Source organism: Paenibacillus sp. NRS-1760 (genome assembly GCF_050467785.1).
Classification (GTDB): Bacteria; Bacillota; Bacilli; order Paenibacillales; family Paenibacillaceae; genus Pristimantibacillus.
Genome location: NZ_JBITPK010000006.1, coordinates 194447 through 213777, shown reverse-complemented (window position 1 = coordinate 213777; position 19331 = coordinate 194447). Strand labels below are relative to the sequence as shown.

The following is a 19331-nucleotide window of genomic DNA, read 5'->3' as shown; positions in this document are numbered from 1 at the left end:
GCGTCATGAAAGCAAAGGACTTTGTAATACTATTTGGCGTAATTGGAATTGTACTCATGATGATAATCCCGATCCCAGTCCTACTACTCGATGTACTCATCATTTTAAACATTTCGATAGCATTGATGATATTACTTATTGCAATGAATACAAAGGAAGCTCTTGATTTCTCTATATTTCCGGCAATTCTACTAATCACTACCTTATTCCGACTTGCGCTTAACGTTTCTACTACTAGAAATATTTTGTCACATGCGGAAGCAGGGGAAGTCGTAGCTACGTTTGGCAGCTGGGTTGGCGGTGGAGAAATTGCAATTGGATTTATCGTCTTCCTCATTCTCGTAGTCGTGCAGTTCATCGTTATTACGAAAGGTTCTGAACGGGTAGCGGAAGTTGCAGCACGATTCACGCTCGACGCGATGCCGGGTAAACAAATGAGTATTGATGCAGATTTGAATGCTGGTTTGATTAATGAACATCAAGCGAAAGCACGTCGTTCCAAAATCGAACGTGAAGCGGACTTTTACGGGGCAATGGATGGTGCCAGCAAGTTTGTAAAGGGCGATGCAATTGCTTCCATTATCATTCTAGTCATCAACTTGGTTGGCGGATTTATCATTGGTATGGCGATTCATGGCTTGAGCTTTGGCGAGTCGCTTTCGACGTTCTCGATCCTTACGATAGGTGATGGTCTCGTCAGTCAAATACCTGCATTGCTTATTTCCACAGCTGCTGGTCTTATCGTAACTAGAGCGGCATCAGAGGGGAACTTGGCAGAGGATGTAACCGCTCAGCTATTCAAATACCCGAAGCTGCTATTTATTGCAGCTGGAACAATCGCTTTGCTAGGCCTTACACCTATCGGTCCATTAAGGACTTGGCCATTCGCTATTATGCTAGCCTTTGGCGGCTGGTATATGCAGAAAGCTATACATAAGCAACAAGAGCAAGAGGAAATGCTTGTCGAAGAACAGCAAATCGAAGAGGTTCGCAGTCCAGAGAGTGTAATTAGCCTCTTGCAGGTCGATCCGATTGAATTTGAGTTTGGTTATGGTCTTATCCCGCTTGCGGATACGCAGCAGGGAGGAGATTTGCTTGATCGAATCATCATGATACGTAGGCAATGTGCGCTGGAGCTTGGGCTCGTCGTTCCAGTCATCCGAATAAGGGATAACATTCAACTAAAGCCAAATGAGTATGTCATCAAAATTAAAGGCAACACCGTTGCTCGCGGCGATTTGTTGCTTAATCATTATTTGGCCATGAGCCCTGGATTTGAGGACGATTCGGTCGTTGGTATTGAAACAACAGAGCCAGCCTTCGGATTGCCTGCGATTTGGATTGACGAGCAAATGAAGGAACGTGCCGAACTTTCCGGCTATACAGTCGTTGACCCGCCTTCTGTCGTTGCTACGCATTTAACTGAGATTATTAAACGACACGCACATGAGCTGATTGGACGTCAAGAAACGAAGCAGCTCGTAGAAAATGTAAAAGAGTCTTATCCTGCGCTTATTGATGAACTTATACCGTCTATTCTTACTACTGGCGACGTACAAAAAGTGTTGTCGAAGCTTCTAAGAGAAAAGGTGTCTATACGAGATCTAGTTACCATCTTTGAAGCATTAGCGGATCATGGAAACTATACGAAAGACCCTGATATATTGACAGAGTATGTACGTCAGTCGCTATCAAGACAAATTACACAGCAGTTTTCATCTGGTAGCGATACGTTACGAGTGATAACAGTAGGACCGCAGCTTGAGAAAAAAATTGCTGAATCTGTGCAGCAATCGGATCAAGGCAGCTATATTGCACTAGATCCTGTTTCCACTCAACAAATTTACCAGAAGCTCAATGAGCATGTAAATCGTCAGATTCAAGCGGGCCAACAGCCTGTTGTACTCGCATCACCTACCATTCGAATGTATTTGAGACAAATTGTGGAGAGAACGATGCAGGATGTACCCGTTCTTTCTTATAGTGAACTTGAACCAAATATTGAAGTTCAGAGTGTCGGGGTGGTGAATCTATGAGAGTAAAACGATATGTCGTCAGTGCATTGCCAGAAGCGGTCTCTCTGATTCGAAGCGAGCTTGGGAAAGATGCAGTTATATTGAATACGAAGGAAATTAAAGTAGGCGGCTTTATGGGGATGTTTCGTAAGAAAAAGATGGAGGTTATCGCCGCTATCGAATCGAATCAATCGAATCCCCAAGCAAAACCTCAGCGAAACCCGGATCCTCAAGTGGATGCGGTCGTTGAGCAAATTTTGCAAACGGCGCAGCGAACAGCAACGGCTGTAATGGAACCGCCAAGCGTTCAAGCAATTTCTTCAGTACCGATTGCAGAGCCTCAGAAGGACAAAATAGAACGAGAGCAATTCATCATCGATGAGATTCGAGATTTAAGAGAATACATGTTAAAACTCTCGAAACAGCAAAACAATCTTATTTCTATGTCAGAGCACTTGATTGCACTGAGAGAACATTTGATAGAACAAGAAATGGAATTGCAATGGATCGAGCGTTTGATACAAGCTATTTCTGACAAAGAATCCGAAGGAAAAATCGTTTTTTCAAAGGAACAAATATGGGAGCATGCGGCAGAGCTGCTGCAAGAGTGGCTGCAACCCTACAGTGGCAGCAGTATCAGCAGTCATGTAAGAGTGGTTCATTTTGTTGGTCCAACCGGAGTTGGCAAGACGACGACTATTGCGAAGCTTGCAGCTGAACAAACAATCAAGCAGGGCAGAAAAGTGGGGTTCATTACTTCGGACACCTACCGAATTGCAGCTGTGGATCAGCTAAGGACCTATGCCAACATCTTGAACGTGCCGCTAGAGGTCGTTTTCTCGCAGATGGATTTGCCCCGTGCTTTCAAGCAGCTTGAAGAGCGAGAGCTCATTTATATGGATACAGCTGGGAGAAACTTCCGTAGTGAGCTTCATGTATCTGAGGTCAACAGCTTGCTTCAAACGACCGAGGCTAACGAAACGGTGCTTGTGCTTAGCATGACTGGCAAGACGAAGGATATGTCGGCAGTAGCCAATCATTTTTGCAAATACGGCGTTCGAAAAGTGTTGTTTACAAAGCTTGATGAAACTTCGGTTTACGGAGCAATATTCAATCTCATTATGAATTTTGAATTGCTTCCTACCTATATGGCGAGTGGGCAGACCGTTCCAGACGATATCGAGAAGTTTCAAGTGGATTCATACGTTAAGCAGCTTCTCGGGAGCAATAGTTTATGATGGATCAAGCTGAAGCATTACGTAATTTAGTCAAGCAGCAGGAGCTTCAAGATGAAGGCCGCACGACTCGTGTAGTGACGGTAACGAGCGGTAAGGGCGGAGTTGGAAAGTCGAATTTCAGCTTGAATTTTGCATTAGCGCTCCAACGATTGGGTAAAAAAGTGCTCGTTTTTGATGCAGATATCGGAATGGCCAACATTGATGTGCTTATGGGCGTTTCGTCCACGTACAATTTGTATCATCTGCTCAAGCAGGAGAAAACAATTTGGGAAATCGTGCAGGAAGGTCCGGAAGGGCTGAACTTTATTGCAGGTGGATCTGGTTTTAGAGATTTGATGGATTTGTCTACAGAGCAGCTTGACCGTTTCGCTGATGAGATTAGCAAGCTGCATGGCAGGTATGATGTGATCTTGTTTGATACTGGCGCAGGCCTATCGAAGGAAACGGTTAAATTTATAACTGCAGCGCAAGAAACAATCGTTGTGACAACGCCTGAACCTACTTCAATTACAGATGCTTACGCCTTAATTAAAATGGTTAAAGCGATGGAGGTGGATGTTCACTTCAAATTAATTGTCAATCGAGCCGCTGATTTCCGTGAAGGAAAACAAACCGCTGATAAAATTAGCATGGTTGCACACAGGTTTCTTCAATCCGATTTGCCTCATCTTGGTATTTTGCCGGATGACCCAAATGTGTCAAAAGCTGTGAAGCGTCAAGTGCCCTTTACTGTAGCCTATCCTGGAAGCGAAGCATCCGTTGCTATTGACCGGATCGCAAAGCAATTTCTTGAAATACCACAGAATACTGCAATTAACGGCGGTGTCAAAGGATTTCTGCATAAAATGTTCAGACTCTCAAGATAATCCTTTGGAAGTGAGGAGGAAATGGAATGGTTCCTTATCGCGTACTAGTTGTAGATGATTCCGCATTTATGCGAAAGATCATTAGTGATTTAATCATTCAGGATTCACAGTTCAAGATCGTAGCAACAGCTAAAAACGGTCATGAAGCAATAGAAGCGGTTCGTGAATGGAAACCGGATGTCGTTACCTTAGATCTTGAAATGCCGTTAATGAACGGAATTGACGCATTGCAGATTATTATGAAGGATCATCCAACTCCTGTCATTATGCTCTCGGGTATAAGTGAAGACAATACAAGAGAAACGATTAAAGCACTGCAATTTGGTGCATTCGACTTCATTAGAAAACCTTCAGCAACGATCTCTAATGATATTCGCCAAGTTGGAGAGGTTCTGCTTGAGAAATTGCGTATCGCAGTATTAACGAAGCGTTATCAGCCAGTAATTACGATCGCAGAGAAACAAGAAACAAAAGCAGAAGATAGCAGCTTGCCAAAAGCGAAAAAAGAAGTAGTTTCGAACAACATTTTACACCATGAGGAGCTGCCGTTTGAAGCCTTGTCTACTCCTGCTAAAGATCGGAACAAATTGCCGTTCAAGAAAACGGAAGATAAACAAGGGCAACAGCGCTCGGTTCCCCCTTTACATAATAAGCTTACAAGCAATATGCAAGATGAAGCAAAGCCTAACGATGCCAAATCTAAGATAGCACCTCGCAAATCAGTCGAAAAGGTACCGCAGGCTGAACCTAAATCTCATTTTTCTGAGCCACCTTCAACAAAAAAAACAAAGACAGTTCAGACAGCTTCTACCTTTAAACATATCGTAGCCATTGGAACTTCGACAGGCGGTCCTAGAGCTTTGCATGAGGTAATTACTTCTTTGCCAGCTGATTTCCCAGCACCGGTGCTTATTGTTCAGCATATGCCTCCCAAGTTCACCAAATCGTTAGCACAGCGGCTGGACAGCTTTAGCGAGATTCATGTCGTAGAAGCAGAGCAGGGAGAGAAAGTAGTTGCTGGCGTTGCCTATATCGCACCTGGCGGCTATCATATGGAGCTTGTCAAAGATGCTTCCAGCTACTCGATTGCGCTCACTGAACAGCCGCAGCGCAACGGACATCGTCCTTCTGTAGATGTATTGTTTGAATCCTTGGCTGAATATCGCGAACTGAAGCGTCATGCGGTCATAATGACAGGCATGGGCAGTGATGGGGCGAAGGGAATGAAGCTGTTATCCGAATGTGGAATTGAAACGACCATAGCAGAAGCAGAAGAGACCTGTGTCGTTTATGGAATGCCGAGATCGGCTGTTGAAGCTGGATGTGTGAGTAAAGTATTGCCACTGCAGCATATTGCATCGCAACTGAAGCAAGCAGTGCTGAAATAGATAGGCTAGAATGGCTTCACCATACTAACAGGAGGTGCTAGGAAATGGATATGAATGCCTATTTATCGATGTTTATCGATGAATCTAATGATCACCTGCAATCCTTGAATGAAAATTTGCTTCGTCTGGAAAGCGAGCCTGAGGAGCTTAGTATCGTTCAAAATATATTCCGTTCAGCGCATACGCTCAAAGGAATGTCAGCTACGATGGGTTTTGAAGATTTAGCAGCGCTGACGCATGAAATGGAAAATGTGCTTGACCTCGTTCGCAACAGCAAGTTAAAAATGGACAGCTTTATTTTTGACACTTTGTTTAAAGGGTTAGATGCGCTTGAAGCAATGGTTCAGGATATTGTGGACGGCGGTACAGGGAAAGCGGACGTTACCTCGATCGTTGAATCGCTGCAAATCATCTTGAAAAGTGATTATAGCGCAAGCAAAGCGACTCAGGCTCCAACCGTAGCGGCTAATGCACCAAGTGCTGCAGAATCAAGCGCATCAGGAGCGATGCTGCTTGACGAGTTTCAATCTTCGATTTTGCTTCAGTCGATAGAAACAGGACATAACGTTTTTCATATTCAAATCGCTATTCGCGATAATTGCTTGCTAAAAGCCGTTCGTGCTTATATGGTATTTGATTTGCTAGAGCGCAATGGTGAAGTTATTAAATCAGATCCATCCGTTCAAGACATTGAACAAGAAAAATTCAATTTCACTTTTACGGTATTTACGATTTCACGCTTGCAGCAGGAAGATCTTCAAGCGCAGCTGCTTAATATTTCAGAAATTGAATCCGCGGTTGTAACTTCTTTGGATGCAGAGTCCTTAGCCGTGCTTGGCCAATCTAACGCAGCTGCGGCAGTAGAGGTTGCTGATACGGCTGCGCCGCAATCCGAAACAGCAGCTACATCTGTTGAAGCAGCAAAAGGACAAGCTCGATCGGCACCTGCTGCCAGCACACCAGCTAATGTTTCGAAGACGATTCGTGTAGACATTGAGAGGCTCGATACGCTCATGAACTTGTTTAGCGAATTGCTTATTGACCGTGTTAGGCTGGAACAGCTTTCTAGTGAAATCAAACGCAGTGATTTGACTGAAACTGTGGAACATATGGCGCGCGTAAGCTCTGATCTTCAAAGTATTGTACTTAAGCTTCGCATGGTACCTGTGGATTCGGTATTCAATCGTTTCCCTCGTATGATTAGAGATTTAGCTAAATCGCTAGACAAAAAAATCGATCTTGTTATTACGGGAGCCGATACGGAACTTGACCGTACGGTTATCGACGAAATTGGAGATCCGCTTGTTCATCTATTGCGCAACTCGGTTGATCATGGAATCGAAACGGTGGAAGAGAGAATTGCAGCAGGCAAGCCAGAAACCGGTACGATTTTCTTGCGCGCGTTTCATAGCGGAAATCATGTCTTCATTGAAGTGGAAGAGGATGGCCGTGGCATACACCATGAACGAGTACTAAAAACAGCGATTAAAAATGGCGTCGTCACGGCTGACGAAGCAAAACTGCTGACGCCGGATGAAATTAATATGCTTATTTTTGCGGCAGGCTTCAGCACCGCAGATAAAATTTCGGACATATCCGGACGCGGTGTTGGTCTAGACGTCGTTCGATCAAAAATTACTTCTCTAGGCGGAAACGTAACGATAGATTCTGCATTTGGTAGAGGAACGAAGTTTTCTGTTCAATTGCCACTTACGCTATCCATTATTTCCGCAATGCTGATCAAGCTGGGATCGGAGAAGTATGCTATCCCATTGTCTTCGATCGTTGAGACAGGCATTATCCGTAAAGAACAAATTCTTCAAGTGCATGGCAACAAAATGATAGAGTTCAGAAATACTATCATACCTCTAGTATCGCTAAGCAAAGTGCTTGACTCTCCTGATTTTAATGAGAATGACGAGCTTGAAACGGAAATTGTAGTCGTTCGAAAAGGCGAGAAGTGGGCAGCTGTAATGGTCGATGAATTTATTGGTCAAAGTGAAATCGTGCTAAAAACGCTGGGCAAATATTTAACGAATATTAAAGCAATTTCCGGCGCAACGATACTTGGCGATGGTTATGTCGCATTGATTATCGATCCGAATGCACTTATCAAATAGGGAGGTTTTTACGATGGGAGAAGAATTAAAGGTTATCGTGTTTGCACTAGGCAGCGAAGAGTATGGAATTGAAGTAGACAAGGTCCGTACGATTGAAAGATTGTCTCCAATTACACGCGTTCCGAAAACAGCTACTTTTATTAAAGGGGTTATTAACCTTCGCGGTGTGGTCGTTCCTGTCATTGACCTAAGAGGCAGATTCAATCTAACGGAAACGGCAACTACAGAAAACTCAAGAATTATTGTTGTTTCAGTGGCTGACATCGAAGTTGGATTCATCGTAGACTCGGCGAATGATGTCATCGACATTGATACAGATACGATTGATTTGCCGCCCGAAATTGTTGGAGGCATTAAAGCTAAATACTTAAGAGGCATTGCAAAGCTTGGTGAAGGTCGACTTCTCATCATGCTGAACTTGTCCGAAGTGCTCAACAAGAATGAAATTATTCAACTTGAGCAGCTTGAGGTATAACTTGTGAACCTTTTTAACCGCTTTGAAGCATTTGAATTAGATGTATTGAAAGAAGTCGGCAATATTGGAGCAGGCAATGCTGCTACTGCATTATCCCGTTTGTTAGATAAGCCAGTTGATATGGCGGTGCCGAAGGTAAGTTTGCTTCCATTTGAAGAAGTTGCAGAGCGTGTTGGCGGTTCCGAAAAAATCGTCATTGCTGTTTTTCTTCGAGTGGAAGGAGAAGCTCCCGGCAACATGTTTTTTATCATTGAAGAAGATTCGGCAAGGCGATTGTTGCGTCAGCTGCTTTCTTTAAATATTGAAGAGCAGGACGGTTATTCAGAAATGGAGCTGTCTGCTCTTTGTGAGATTGGCAATATTTTAGCAGGCTCTTATTTATCTTCATTAGCTGATTTCACTCATTTAGCAATGGCCCCCTCCGTACCCGCTATAGCAGTAGATATGGCAGGTGCCGTGCTTAGCTACGGTTTAATGCAATACGGAGAGATGGGGGACTCGGCCCTACTTATTGAAACGACCTTTTTGGAGGATTGTCAGTCGCTTGAAGGACATTTTTTCCTCATTCCAGATCCAGAGTCGTTTGAGAAAATTTTTAGGGCTTTGGGAGTCGTTAGCGAATGATACAACAAAATTTGGTCAAAGTCGGCATGGCAGATTTAAATATTGCAACGGATGGGGCGATACTCAAAACGACCGGCTTAGGTTCATGTGTTGGACTTACCTTGTATGATCCAACGCGAAAAATAGCCGGTATGGCACATGTCATGCTGCCATCTTCAGACATTGCCCGTGAGACCAAAATGAATCTAGCTAAATATGCAGATACCGCCATACCCGAGCTGCTTGATCGAATGATAGCAGCAGGTGCATACATTGAACGCATGAAAGCTAAGATGGCTGGTGGAGCTCAAATGTTTGCTATGTCTGGACACAGTGATTCGCTAAGAATTGGCCCGCGCAATGTTGAATCCTGTACAGAAATGCTTAGAAGATTCAAAATTCCGATTATTTCTCAAGATACGGGCGGGAATTTTGGTAGAACGATAGAGTTTGACAGTACTAGCGGAATGCTTTCCATAAGAAGTGTGCAATTTGGAACAAAGGAGATTTAAAATGTTCGGAACATGGCGATGGAATGTCGTATTTGGAATTTTCGGCACCGTGCTTACGGTAGCTTTCTCAATCGGTAACAATCCGATTACTGTTATGCTGCTTAGAAGTATGTATGCTTTCATCGCTTTTTTTGTTCTTGCGTATGGAGTACGGGCAATATTGGCATACATCCTTCAACCGCCAGCACTAATAGGCTCGGAAATTGAAGATGAAGAAGGAAAAGGCAGTCAGCTAGATTTACAGACACCTGACGAATCAGAAGATATCAATCAATTGTTGAAATCACAGATTAAAGATGGTGCCGGCAAGCAGCCAATGGAAACTCAGAAAAATGATGCAAGCGATTTTCGTCCGTTAAATCCTCCGCAATTGTTAAATACAAAAAATACACAGCCTGAAGAATTGGTTAAAGCCATTCGTCACCTGACAGGAGAGTGAGTCGATGATTGAGCAGAAGACCCCTCATTTGACAAACTTGCAGATGTGGCAAGCCTGGAGAGAACAAGGCGATTTGGAAGCGAAAAAGACGTTGATTGAACAATATTTGCCGCTGGTTGATTATGTAACGAATCGAATGGCCATTGGACTCCCGAAAAACGTCATTAGAGATGACCTTGCAAGCAATGGCGTAATGGGTCTTATTGATGCAATTGAAAAATTTGATTACGGCCGCGGCTTGCAGTTTGAAACGTATGCGTCATGGCGCATTCGCGGCGCTATTATAGATGGCTTAAGACAAGGTGACTGGGTCCCGCGTTCTGTGCGAGAAAAGGCCAAACGAGTAGAAGAGGCATATCAGCATTTAGAGCAGCAGTACTTGCGTTCTGTGACAGATGCAGAAATTAGCCGCTATCTTGATGTAACGGAGAAAGAATTCATTAATATGCTGCAAGATATTGCGGTAACAACGGTCTGTTCATTGGAGGACCCGATTCGTGAAGAGGAATCGGAGACAAGAATGTCTTTGCTAGTGGACGATAAGGCGAAAAACCCGGATCATAAGGTTCATGAGTTTTATTTGAAAGAATCATTGGTTAAAGGGATTGAAAAACTTACGGAAAAGGAACGAACAGTCGTTTCTCTCTTCTATTATGAGGAATTATCATTAAGTGAAATTGCTGAAGTAATGTCACTATCACCGTCGAGAATATCCCAGCTCCATTCTAAAGCGATTTTGAGGCTGCGAGGAGCTTTGGCTAAGCATAAAGATCAACTCATGCAACATTAAAAGGGGGGAGCTACGTGGAAAATCTTCAATTAGAATCATACCTACGCATACAGACATCTGCCGATAATTTGTCTGCATTTTTAACCTTTAGCAGGATTTCGGACGAATTCGAATGTAACGGCGATGAGCTAGAACGATTCTTGCATAGCAAGGGGATCGTTTTTGGCCTTCGTAAAGAAGTTCTGAGTCAGATTGGCACTAATCCTCTCGCATATTTCAAAGAACAAACACTTGTTGCGCAAGGGCAGTCTCCCACACCTGGTAAAGACGGATATGTGAAGCTAGTTTATGATATGGATAAAAATGTGAACGCCCCAACGGAGCTCGAAGATGGGAAGGTTGACTTTAAAGAAGTTGTTCAGTTGAAGAACGTCAAGCGTGGACAATTGATTGCTGAGCGATTCGAGCCTACAGCGGGACCTGTTGGCAGGACGGTAACGGGAGAGGAAATTGCTCCTAGGCTCGGCAAGCACGTTAGATTTAAAGTAGGCAAAAATGTCGTTTTGAACAATGAGCAGACGGCTATGTATTCGGCAATTGACGGCTTGATTTCACTTACTGAAAAAGAAAAAATTAATGTGTTTCCTGTTTACGAAGTAAACGGCGATGTGGATTATAGTGTCGGCAATATTGATTTTGTTGGTACAGTAGTCATCAGAGGCAATGTTCTTAGCGGATTCAGGGTTAAAGCTTCGGGCGATATCCGAGTTATTGGCGGAGTTGAAGGGGCAGAAATCGAATCAGAAGGCTCTGTTGAAATTACAGGCGGAATATTGGGAAGCAATAAAGGTTTTGTAAAAGCTGGACGAAACGTCCGGAGCTCATTTATACAAGAAGGCAATGTTATCGCGGGCGAAGAGGTGCTGGTATCTCAGAGCATCATGCATTCGCATGTAAAAGCCGGAAAAAATGTTGTGTGCTCAGGTGCTAAAGGATTGATCGTAGGCGGACTTGTACAAGCAGGTGACCTTGTCAGCGCGCGAACCATTGGCAACTCGATGTCCACAGCCACAACCATTGAAGTAGGCGTAAACCCTGAATCTCGTTCGGAGCTGCTCGAGCTAAGAACGAGGCTAAGGCAGAATATGGATAATTTAGATAAAACGGATAAAGCGCTTGTTATTTTGGATCAATTAGCTGTGACAGGGAAATTAACTCCTGAGAAGCTGGCATTGCGCGTTAAGCTGACCGCCACAAAACGTCAGACCGTGCTTGAGAATGATGAGACGAGAAGCCGTATTCTTGAGATAGAGAAAACGCTGGAGAACACAGATCGATCAAAGATCGATGTCAGCAATATTGTATTTGGCGGAACAAAAATTGTAATTGGCAGGTACACAAAGTTTGTGAAGGATTCAGCACAGCGTGTGACCTTCCGTTATTCCGAAGGGGATATCGTCTTAGTTCCTTATACCAAATAATGCTTGAAATTGATGAATGGCGCAAAGGGGTGAGCAGATATGACGTTCAAATCCATTGATTTGCAGATGTCTGTACCACGAACGCAAGAATTCAGCGGCATGCATGGACAAGCGATGCATAAACCTGTAGCTGATCAGAATACGTTGGCCAATCAGTCCGCCAAACAAACAGAGCTTTTAAGAGGGAAAAACACAGCGATCGAGCAATCAAACGGACTTCATATTCGCAGTGATCAAGAAGGTCAGCAAGGTAATGCTTATCAGCAGGCAAAACGTAAGCGTACACAGTTATCTTCGGATGTTGATGAACAGGAGGCGGCTCCGACACATCCGTACAAAGGCCATAGGCTTGATATTAAGTTATAAAATAAAGGCATCAAATGAAAGGCAGGCTATGAACGATGCAGCCATACTTGCAATATATCGTATTACTAGGAGCGGTTGTTATTGTCGGTGCCTTTGTAATGCCTCGTAAGAAGCAGGATACAGCTCTACCGTCACAATCGATGCAAAACATGGAAACCGCGCTGGAGCAGTTTATGGAGAACATGGAGAAGGACAATGAGGATCTCGTGCTCCTCGTTAGAACTGCTCAGCAAGAATCGAAATTAGATGCGGATCGCAAGGAGCAGCGTATTTTAGAATTGGAGCGGAAATGCGAACAGCTCACAGAGCAGCTGCAAAAGAAAATGTCCGAGTCCACGGCCTACGTGCGTTCAGTGGAAACCCCCTTACCAGCGGTCTCAATAAATTCGAATGAACAATTTGTTAAAGATGCGCTTATTGTTGAACATATTATAGAAGAGACAGTGCGGATGAACACAATCCAGGACAGATATAAAGAGCTGTTTACACTTTATGAGCAAGGGAAATCGATCGAAGCGATATCCAAAAAGCTTGGTATGAACAAAGGTGAGGTACAGCTTATTATACAACTCGCTAAGCAGGAGGATTCTGTCCATGCTTAAAAGTCGAGTATTTCTTATGGGATTAGGTGCAGGTATCATCATTGGCGCTTTGTTGTTCCAGCTGATGCTCTCTGGCGAGCAAAGCAGGCAAAGGCTAAGTGACTTAGGAAAAGAGTCAGATGAGAAGCTTTACACTCAACTAGAAGTTGATGCTTTGTTAAAGGCAAATCAAGACTCGCTTCAGCTTAATAAGGACAACACAGGGGGACAGGAGACTAAGGCTGCTGCTGATTCTGACAAAGCTAAGGAGCAGACAAGCGAGGCGAAGACTGATAAAGCTGCGCCTACGGCTACGGCAGTCCCTGTTCAGGAACAGTCTGAGATCAAGCATGTTATTAGAATTAAAGCAGGCTCTAGTCTGACGAATACAGCAGTGCTGCTTGCTTCGAATAATATTATTAAAGATAAAACCGCTTTTGTATCAAAAATGAAAAAGTCAAAGAAGCTGGTTCGCGCCGGTTATTTTTTGTTTCATGAGGAGATAACGGTTGAAGAAGCCATTCGCATCGTAACCGGCGAGCCTTTGACATCTTCAGAAGTAAATCTTCTAACTGCCAACAAAAAATAGCTATCCTATCTTTTCTGAAACGATTGTTGCATGCGATGTGTATTTATGGTATATTAGTTCACGGTGTTAAAAACGCACGCAGGTCAATTTTGTCAAACGGTGCTTCCGCCCGGCGGAAGTTTTGACGAAAGATGCGACTAGCGGAGGAGCACTAAAAAAACCATTATAGGAGGTGTTGGAGAAATGGCGGTTATTTCCATGAAACAGCTACTAGAAGCTGGGGTACACTTCGGTCATCAGACTCGTCGTTGGAACCCGAAGATGGATCGTTATATCTTCACAGAAAGAAACGGGATTTACATTATTGATTTGCAAAAAACGGTGAAAAAAGTTGACGAAGCGTACAACTTTGTTAAATCGATCGCTGCAGACGGCGGCACTATGCTGTTCGTAGGTACGAAAAAACAAGCTCAAGATTCCGTTAAAGAAGAAGCAGAGCGTTGCGGCAACTTCTACATCAACCAACGTTGGTTGGGCGGTACTTTGACTAACTTCCAAACGATTCAAAAACGTATTGATCGTTTGAAACAACTTGAAAAATGGGCTGAGGACGGCACTTTCGAGGTTCTACCTAAGAAAGAAGTTATCATCCTTAACAAAGAAAAAGACCGTTTGGAAAAATTTCTTGGCGGTATTAAAGGAATGAAAGGTTTGCCAAGCGCGTTGTTCATTATCGACCCACGCAAAGAGCGTATTGCTGTTGCAGAAGCTCGCAAACTTGGTATCCCAATCGTTGGTATCGTTGATACGAACTGTGATCCAGACGAAATTGACTACGTAATCCCAGGTAACGATGATGCAATTCGTGCCGTTAAGTTGTTGACTTCGAAAATGGCTGATGCAATCGTTGAAGCTAACCAAGGCGAACAAACAACGGCTTAATTTAAAGGCTTTAATTAGTCAACAAAGGGTGGTCAGATGGTGATAAACCTCTCACTGCCCTTTTTTTGAATGTAAATCACTAAAAAAAACAATTAATGATTCTCGAAGCTACATAGACTTCGTGAAACCTATTGGAGGGCTTACAATGGCAGTTAGTGCTAGCGCGGTAAAAGAGCTTCGTGAAAGAACTGGAGCTGGAATGCTTGATTGCAAGAAAGCTTTGGACGAAACAAACAATGACGTTGAAAAAGCAATTGCAGTACTTCGTGAAAAAGGTTTGGCGGCAGCAGCAAATAAAGCTGGTCGTATTGCAACCGAAGGCGTAGTTGAATCGTATATTCATGCAGGCGGCCGTATTGGCGTTATCGTTGAAGTAAACTGTGAAACGGATTTCGTTGCAAAAACGGATCAATTCCGTGAGTTTGCAAGAGACGTAGCTATGCAAATCGCTGCAGCTAACCCTAAATTCGTTAGCCGTGACGAGGTTTCTTCTGAAGAGCTTGAAAAAGAGCGCGAAATTTTGAAAGCTCAAGCACTTAACGAAGGCAAGCCTGAAAAAATCGTTGAAAAAATGGTTGAGGGCCGTATCTCGAAATACTACGAAGAGTTCTGTCTTCTTGAGCAATCGTTCATTAAAGACCCAGACAAAACAATCTCCGTATTGCTTAATGAAAAAATCAGCAAAATTGGTGAAAACATTTCCATCCGTCGCTTCGTTCGTTATGAGCTTGGTGAAGGCCTAGAGAAAAAAGTTGACAATTTCGTTGAAGAAGTTATGGCTCAAGTTAAACATTAATCCGAACGCACAGGCGGGGCGGGGCGTCCGCCCCGCCTGCTTGTATGATTAGAACATATTTGAAGGACCTCATTTACTGAGGTGCATGATGGAGGTATTAACGTTGGAGCATCCTGTGTATAAACGTATCGTTTTGAAAGTAAGCGGTGAATCATTGTCTGGTCAGGAAGGTTATGGCATTGAAGCGACGGTCATATCTTCAATTGCTGATCAGGTGAAGGAAGTCGTAGCACTTGGCATAGAAGTGGCCATCGTTGTCGGAGGCGGCAACATTTGGCGTGGAATTGCAGGTTCTGCAAAAGGCATAGACCGTGCAACAGCTGATTACATGGGAATGCTGGCTACTCTTATGAATTCACTTGCACTTCAAGATGCACTGGAACAAATCGATGTACCTACTCGCGTACAAACATCGATCGCGATGCAACAAATCGCTGAACCGTACATCAGACGTCGTGCTATCCGTCATTTGGAAAAAGGACGCGTCGTAATCTTTGCTGCAGGAACTGGTAATCCATTTTTCTCAACAGATACAACAGCAGCGCTTCGCGCAGCTGAGATCGAAGCAGAAGTAATATTAATGGCGAAAAACAAAGTGGATGGCGTATATTCTGCTGATCCATTTAAAGATAGCACAGCTGAGAAATTTGAGGAGCTTACATACCTCGACATGCTTAACCGTAATCTAGGCGTAATGGATTCAACCGCAGCTTCACTTTGCATGGATAATAATATTCCTCTTATCGTATTTGCGATTACAGAGAAAGGGAATATTAAACGCGTCGTGCTGGGTGAGAAAATCGGAACGATAGTGAGAGGAAGTGCGAAATAATGCCACAAGAGCTGAAAAAAAACGCAGAAGAACGTATGGATAAAGCAATTTCCGCGCTAAAACGTGATTTGTCGTCTTTGCGCGCTGGTAAAGCTAATTCATCTTTGCTTGACCGTATTCAAGTGGAATACTACGGCGCAATGACGCCTGTCAATCAACTTGCTAACATCAGTACGCCAGACTCTCGTACGTTGTTCATTCAACCATGGGACAAATCGTCGATGTCGGCAATCGAGAAAGCGATTATGAAATCGGATCTTGGACTGACACCTTCCAATGACGGTGCATCGATTCGTCTTTCTATCCCACCGCTTACAGAAGAGCGCCGGGCAGAGCTTGTGAAAACTTCGAAAAAGCTTGGCGAAGAAGCAAAGGTAGCTATTCGCAATATTCGTCGGGATGCTAACGACAGCGTGAAAAAACTTGAGAAAACAACAATTTCTGAAGATGAATCACGTGGTCACCAAGAGGATATTCAGAAGGCAACTGATAAATTTATTGCTGAAGTAGATAAAGTGCTTGTTGCCAAAGAAAAAGAAATTATGGAAGTATAATAATCTCTGGGCCCCTCCGATAGGTGGGGTTTGGTTTTGATTTCGGTTGGGAGGAAGTAAGATGATCGAGCGACTTTGGGCCAAATTAGGCAAATCGTCCTTACAGCCGACTGATTCTGTGGCCTCAGAAAATGTGCCTGAGCATGTTGCAATTATAATGGATGGGAACGGCCGTTGGGCTAAAGATCGTGGATTGCCACGTATGGCTGGTCATCATTCCGGCATGAAAGCGGTCAAACGTATTACCATTGCAGCGGATCGGTTAGGCGTCAAATATTTGACGTTATATGCGTTTTCAACGGAAAACTGGAAGAGACCTAAAGCTGAAGTGGATTTTCTTATGAAGCTTCCGCAGCAATTTCTTGAAATTGAATTAGAAGAATTGATAGCCAACAACGTGCAGGTTCGCATGATGGGACATAAAGAGGATTTGCCTTCATTTACGATCAGTGCAGTTGAAGAAGCCATTATAAAGACCGCTAACAATACAGGGCTAGTTCTAAACTTTGCCTTAAACTATGGAAGCCGTAAGGAAATGCTTGAAGCTGTGAAAAGCATCGCATCAGAGGTTCAGCAAGGAAATCTTGCAATCGATGATATCGATGATAAAGTAATGGCTGATCGTTTGCTTACAAGTGGATTGCCCGATCCAGATTTGCTCATTCGTACAAGCGGTGAATTGCGATTAAGTAATTTTATGATGTGGCAGCTTGCTTATAGTGAATTGTGGTTTACGGATGTGTATTGGCCTGAATTTACGGAAGCGCATTTTCAAGAAGCGATTTTGGAGTATCAGCGCCGCGCGCGTCGATATGGTGGATTGTAGCTTCAAGCGACGGAGTGTGACTTTTCATTGAGACAACGATTGATTACTGGAATTGTAGCAGGTGCAGGCTTCATAGGTTTAACAATAGCAGGCGGATGGTTGTATACAACTCTCCTCGTATTGCTAGCTATTATTGGTTTTACTGAATATGCGCGAATGAATGGTGTAGCATGGTCGCATCCGTCAACTTTGCTCGGATATGCGGGTGTGCTACTGTTTGTGCTTCCATGGTCTGATTGGGGAATTGTTATTCCATCTTTCCTGACTATTGTTTGGATGCTGGCCTTCTTACTGCTTGCCCTAACCGTGATTACCAAAAATAAAACGACAATTGATGGCGCCGCACTTATGTTGCTAGGCGCTTTATATGTAGGTTACGGCTTTTCAGCAATGGGAGAAGCTCGTCAAATTGAGGAGCATGGCCTATTGTGGACGTTTTTGTCCTTTGGCTGTATTTGGGCTTCGGATATCGGTGCTTATTTTACTGGACGAGCCATTGGGAAAACGAAGCTATGGCCTTCAATCAGCCCGAACAAAACGATCGAAGGCGCCTTAGGCGGCGTATTGTTATCCTTAATCGTATCGGCAGTATTCGCACTCACGATGCCCGATTTTATAGATTTGCCAAAAGCTTTGCTAATCGGTTTAATTGCCGCTGTAGCTGGACAGTTTGGGGATTTGATTCAATCTGCTTATAAACGTGTGAGAGATATAAAGGATACAGGTACGCTTCTGCCAGGACATGGCGGAGTGCTCGACCGATGCGATAGCTGGCTAATCGTATTTCCGCTGTTAGTGCTTACCGGGCTGCTGCCTGTATAAGTCAGGAGGATTTTGTGTGAAAAAAATAAGTATATTAGGTTCGACAGGTTCAGTCGGAACACAGACACTGGACGTTATTGCCCATGATCCTGATCGCTATCAGGTTGTTGGCTTGTCCGCTGGTGCGAATGTCGATTTGATTATAGAGCAAGCCAAACAATTTAATCCTTCGGTCGTTAGCTTGGCTTCCAAAGCAGACGCAGAGGCCGCTCGTCCCCATATGCCGCCTGGAACTAAGGTTGTCTATGGCGAAGAAGGACTTGTTGAAGTAGCCGCTGGGACGGACGCTGATGTCGTTGTAACAGCGATCGTGGGAAGCAGAGGGCTGCCGGCAACACTAGCAGCGATTGATGCGGGGAAAATGATCGGTTTGGCGAACAAAGAGACACTCGTAACGGCAGGTCATATCGTAATGGAACGTGCGAAAAAGCGCGGAGTATCGATTTTGCCGATAGACAGTGAACACTCGGCGATTTTTCAATGCTTAAACGGCGAAGATCGCAAATCTATCAATCAAATTACATTAACAGCCTCCGGCGGCTCCTTTCGTGATCGCACAAGAGAACAGCTTGAGGGTGTAACCGTAGCTGAAGCGCTAAATCATCCCAATTGGTCGATGGGCGCAAAAATTACGATTGATTCGGCGACTATGGTTAATAAAGGGCTAGAAGTTATTGAGGCAAGATGGCTGTTCGATGTTACATACGATCAAATAGGTGTCATTATTCATCCGGAGAGCATCATTCATTCTTATGTGGAGTTTACCGATCACAGCATAATCGCGCAGCTTGGAATGCCGGATATGCGAGTACCGATTCAATATGCGTTGTCATATCCGGAACGGAATGTAACCCCGACAAGCAGGCTGAACCTAGCACAAATCGGAAAGCTGCATTTTCGCGAGATGGATTTTGAAAGATATCCATGTCTAAGGCTGGCATTCGAGTGCGGGAAGCTAGGTCAATCAGCTCCTGCAGTATACAATGCTGCAAACGAGGTTGCGGTGGCACGGTTTTTAAAAGGTGAAATTACGTTTCTTGACATTGAACGGATATTGGAAACGGTCGTCGGCAAGCACGAAGCAGCTGATATCAATGATTTGCAAATGATCTCAGAAGTGGACGCTTGGGCAAGACAGCTGGCCCAATCCGTATAATATCGGTTAAATTCCGGTTCTCTTGTATCGGACGGGAGAATAATGATAATCTATGTACAG

Annotated in this window: 21 protein-coding genes; all 21 read left to right on the top strand. The window is 43.9% G+C overall.

The window, feature by feature from the left end; genetic code table 11:
• The first annotated feature begins 5 nt into the window (after nucleotides 1–5).
• The 21 genes from flhA (at nucleotide 6) to ACIFSR_RS03295 (ending at nucleotide 19271) form a co-directional block, all read left to right on the top strand.
• Complete coding sequence (gene flhA, locus ACIFSR_RS03395) at nucleotides 6–2036, top strand: flagellar biosynthesis protein FlhA (protein WP_430054940.1); 2031 nt, start codon at nucleotides 6–8, stop codon at nucleotides 2034–2036.
• Entirely contained in the window at nucleotides 2033–3253 is a 1221-nt protein-coding gene (gene flhF, locus ACIFSR_RS03390; protein WP_339208930.1) for a flagellar biosynthesis protein FlhF, read from the top strand. The genes flhA and flhF overlap by 4 nt, the downstream gene beginning before the upstream one ends.
• The gene (locus ACIFSR_RS03385) at nucleotides 3250–4119 is read left to right on the top strand and encodes a MinD/ParA family protein (protein ID WP_339208931.1); all 870 of its coding nucleotides are present in this window, start codon (nucleotides 3250–3252) and stop codon (nucleotides 4117–4119) included. The genes flhF and ACIFSR_RS03385 overlap by 4 nt, the downstream gene beginning before the upstream one ends.
• A 26-nt stretch (nucleotides 4120–4145) precedes the next feature.
• Nucleotides 4146–5507: a protein-glutamate methylesterase/protein-glutamine glutaminase gene (locus ACIFSR_RS03380; RefSeq protein ID WP_339208933.1), complete on the top strand. Its 1362-nt coding sequence runs from the start codon at nucleotides 4146–4148 to the stop codon at nucleotides 5505–5507.
• A 44-nt stretch (nucleotides 5508–5551) separates the two neighbouring features.
• Nucleotides 5552–7627, top strand: coding sequence for a chemotaxis protein CheW (locus tag ACIFSR_RS03375; protein WP_430054937.1), 2076 nt, complete (start codon nucleotides 5552–5554; stop codon nucleotides 7625–7627).
• A 13-nt stretch (nucleotides 7628–7640) separates the two neighbouring features.
• Nucleotides 7641–8102 (top strand): chemotaxis protein CheW, encoded by a 462-nt coding sequence (locus tag ACIFSR_RS03370; protein WP_076269167.1) that lies wholly within the window; start codon nucleotides 7641–7643, stop codon nucleotides 8100–8102.
• A gap of 3 nt (nucleotides 8103–8105) precedes the next feature.
• Nucleotides 8106–8726, top strand: coding sequence for a chemotaxis protein CheC (locus ACIFSR_RS03365; RefSeq protein ID WP_339208935.1), 621 nt, complete (start codon nucleotides 8106–8108; stop codon nucleotides 8724–8726).
• Nucleotides 8723–9217, top strand: a complete 495-nt coding sequence (locus ACIFSR_RS03360) for a chemotaxis protein CheD (protein WP_076269169.1) — start codon at nucleotides 8723–8725, stop codon at nucleotides 9215–9217. The genes ACIFSR_RS03365 and ACIFSR_RS03360 overlap by 4 nt, the downstream gene beginning before the upstream one ends.
• A 1-nt stretch (nucleotide 9218) precedes the next feature.
• Nucleotides 9219–9656 carry a hypothetical protein gene (locus ACIFSR_RS03355; RefSeq protein ID WP_339208938.1) on the top strand — a complete coding sequence of 146 codons (438 nt, stop codon included), beginning with the start codon at nucleotides 9219–9221 and terminating at the stop codon, nucleotides 9654–9656.
• 4 nt (nucleotides 9657–9660) lie between these two features.
• Nucleotides 9661–10446, top strand: coding sequence for a FliA/WhiG family RNA polymerase sigma factor (locus ACIFSR_RS03350; RefSeq protein ID WP_339208940.1), 786 nt, complete (start codon nucleotides 9661–9663; stop codon nucleotides 10444–10446).
• 14 nt (nucleotides 10447–10460) lie between these two features.
• Nucleotides 10461–11867, top strand: coding sequence for a DUF342 domain-containing protein (locus ACIFSR_RS03345; RefSeq protein ID WP_339208942.1), 1407 nt, complete (start codon nucleotides 10461–10463; stop codon nucleotides 11865–11867).
• Between the two features lie 39 nt (nucleotides 11868–11906).
• A complete protein-coding gene (locus ACIFSR_RS03340) occupies nucleotides 11907–12233 on the top strand; it encodes a hypothetical protein (RefSeq protein ID WP_076269172.1) in 327 nt (108 codons plus the stop codon).
• Between the two features lie 35 nt (nucleotides 12234–12268).
• Entirely contained in the window at nucleotides 12269–12835 is a 567-nt protein-coding gene (locus ACIFSR_RS03335; protein ID WP_339208946.1) for a DUF6115 domain-containing protein, read from the top strand.
• A complete protein-coding gene (locus tag ACIFSR_RS03330) occupies nucleotides 12828–13403 on the top strand; it encodes a hypothetical protein (RefSeq protein WP_339208947.1) in 576 nt (191 codons plus the stop codon). The genes ACIFSR_RS03335 and ACIFSR_RS03330 overlap by 8 nt, the downstream gene beginning before the upstream one ends.
• A 183-nt stretch (nucleotides 13404–13586) precedes the next feature.
• The gene (gene rpsB, locus ACIFSR_RS03325; RefSeq protein ID WP_054028957.1) at nucleotides 13587–14285 is read left to right on the top strand and encodes a 30S ribosomal protein S2; all 699 of its coding nucleotides are present in this window, start codon (nucleotides 13587–13589) and stop codon (nucleotides 14283–14285) included.
• 121 nt (nucleotides 14286–14406) lie between these two features.
• Nucleotides 14407–15081 (top strand): translation elongation factor Ts, encoded by a 675-nt coding sequence (tsf, locus tag ACIFSR_RS03320; RefSeq protein ID WP_339208950.1) that lies wholly within the window; start codon nucleotides 14407–14409, stop codon nucleotides 15079–15081.
• 103 nt (nucleotides 15082–15184) lie between these two features.
• Nucleotides 15185–15913 carry a UMP kinase gene (gene pyrH / locus ACIFSR_RS03315; RefSeq protein WP_053377774.1) on the top strand — a complete coding sequence of 243 codons (729 nt, stop codon included), beginning with the start codon at nucleotides 15185–15187 and terminating at the stop codon, nucleotides 15911–15913.
• Nucleotides 15913–16467 carry a ribosome recycling factor gene (gene frr / locus ACIFSR_RS03310; protein ID WP_339208952.1) on the top strand — a complete coding sequence of 185 codons (555 nt, stop codon included), beginning with the start codon at nucleotides 15913–15915 and terminating at the stop codon, nucleotides 16465–16467. Before pyrH ends, frr begins: the two co-directional genes overlap by 1 nt.
• 61 nt (nucleotides 16468–16528) lie before the next feature.
• Nucleotides 16529–17293, top strand: a complete 765-nt coding sequence (locus ACIFSR_RS03305) for an isoprenyl transferase (RefSeq protein ID WP_076269177.1) — start codon at nucleotides 16529–16531, stop codon at nucleotides 17291–17293.
• A gap of 27 nt (nucleotides 17294–17320) precedes the next feature.
• Nucleotides 17321–18115 (top strand): phosphatidate cytidylyltransferase, encoded by a 795-nt coding sequence (locus ACIFSR_RS03300; protein WP_430054928.1) that lies wholly within the window; start codon nucleotides 17321–17323, stop codon nucleotides 18113–18115.
• 16 nt (nucleotides 18116–18131) lie between these two features.
• Nucleotides 18132–19271: a 1-deoxy-D-xylulose-5-phosphate reductoisomerase gene (locus tag ACIFSR_RS03295; RefSeq protein ID WP_339208954.1), complete on the top strand. Its 1140-nt coding sequence runs from the start codon at nucleotides 18132–18134 to the stop codon at nucleotides 19269–19271.
• The last annotated feature ends 60 nt before the right edge of the window (nucleotides 19272–19331 follow it).

Excerpts from the sequence above, each read along its gene's own strand:
- ACIFSR_RS03370 (WP_076269167.1), top strand. The coding sequence starts at position 7,641 with ATGGGAGAAGAATTAAAGGTTATCGTGTTTGCACTAGGCAGCGAAGAG.
- ACIFSR_RS03375 (WP_430054937.1), top strand. The coding sequence starts at position 5,552 with ATGGATATGAATGCCTATTTATCGATGTTTATCGATGAATCTAATGAT.
- ACIFSR_RS03305 (WP_076269177.1), top strand. The coding sequence starts at position 16,529 with ATGATCGAGCGACTTTGGGCCAAATTAGGCAAATCGTCCTTACAGCCG.
- flhA (WP_430054940.1), top strand. The coding sequence starts at position 6 with ATGAAAGCAAAGGACTTTGTAATACTATTTGGCGTAATTGGAATTGTA.
- flhF (WP_339208930.1), top strand. The coding sequence starts at position 2,033 with ATGAGAGTAAAACGATATGTCGTCAGTGCATTGCCAGAAGCGGTCTCT.
- ACIFSR_RS03335 (WP_339208946.1), top strand. The coding sequence starts at position 12,269 with ATGCAGCCATACTTGCAATATATCGTATTACTAGGAGCGGTTGTTATT.
- ACIFSR_RS03355 (WP_339208938.1), top strand. The coding sequence starts at position 9,219 with ATGTTCGGAACATGGCGATGGAATGTCGTATTTGGAATTTTCGGCACC.
- ACIFSR_RS03330 (WP_339208947.1), top strand. The coding sequence starts at position 12,828 with ATGCTTAAAAGTCGAGTATTTCTTATGGGATTAGGTGCAGGTATCATC.
- ACIFSR_RS03360 (WP_076269169.1), top strand. The coding sequence starts at position 8,723 with ATGATACAACAAAATTTGGTCAAAGTCGGCATGGCAGATTTAAATATT.
- ACIFSR_RS03380 (WP_339208933.1), top strand. The coding sequence starts at position 4,146 with ATGGTTCCTTATCGCGTACTAGTTGTAGATGATTCCGCATTTATGCGA.
- frr (WP_339208952.1), top strand. The coding sequence starts at position 15,913 with ATGCCACAAGAGCTGAAAAAAAACGCAGAAGAACGTATGGATAAAGCA.
- ACIFSR_RS03340 (WP_076269172.1), top strand. The coding sequence starts at position 11,907 with ATGACGTTCAAATCCATTGATTTGCAGATGTCTGTACCACGAACGCAA.
- rpsB (WP_054028957.1), top strand. The coding sequence starts at position 13,587 with ATGGCGGTTATTTCCATGAAACAGCTACTAGAAGCTGGGGTACACTTC.
- ACIFSR_RS03385 (WP_339208931.1), top strand. The coding sequence starts at position 3,250 with ATGATGGATCAAGCTGAAGCATTACGTAATTTAGTCAAGCAGCAGGAG.
- ACIFSR_RS03350 (WP_339208940.1), top strand. The coding sequence starts at position 9,661 with ATGATTGAGCAGAAGACCCCTCATTTGACAAACTTGCAGATGTGGCAA.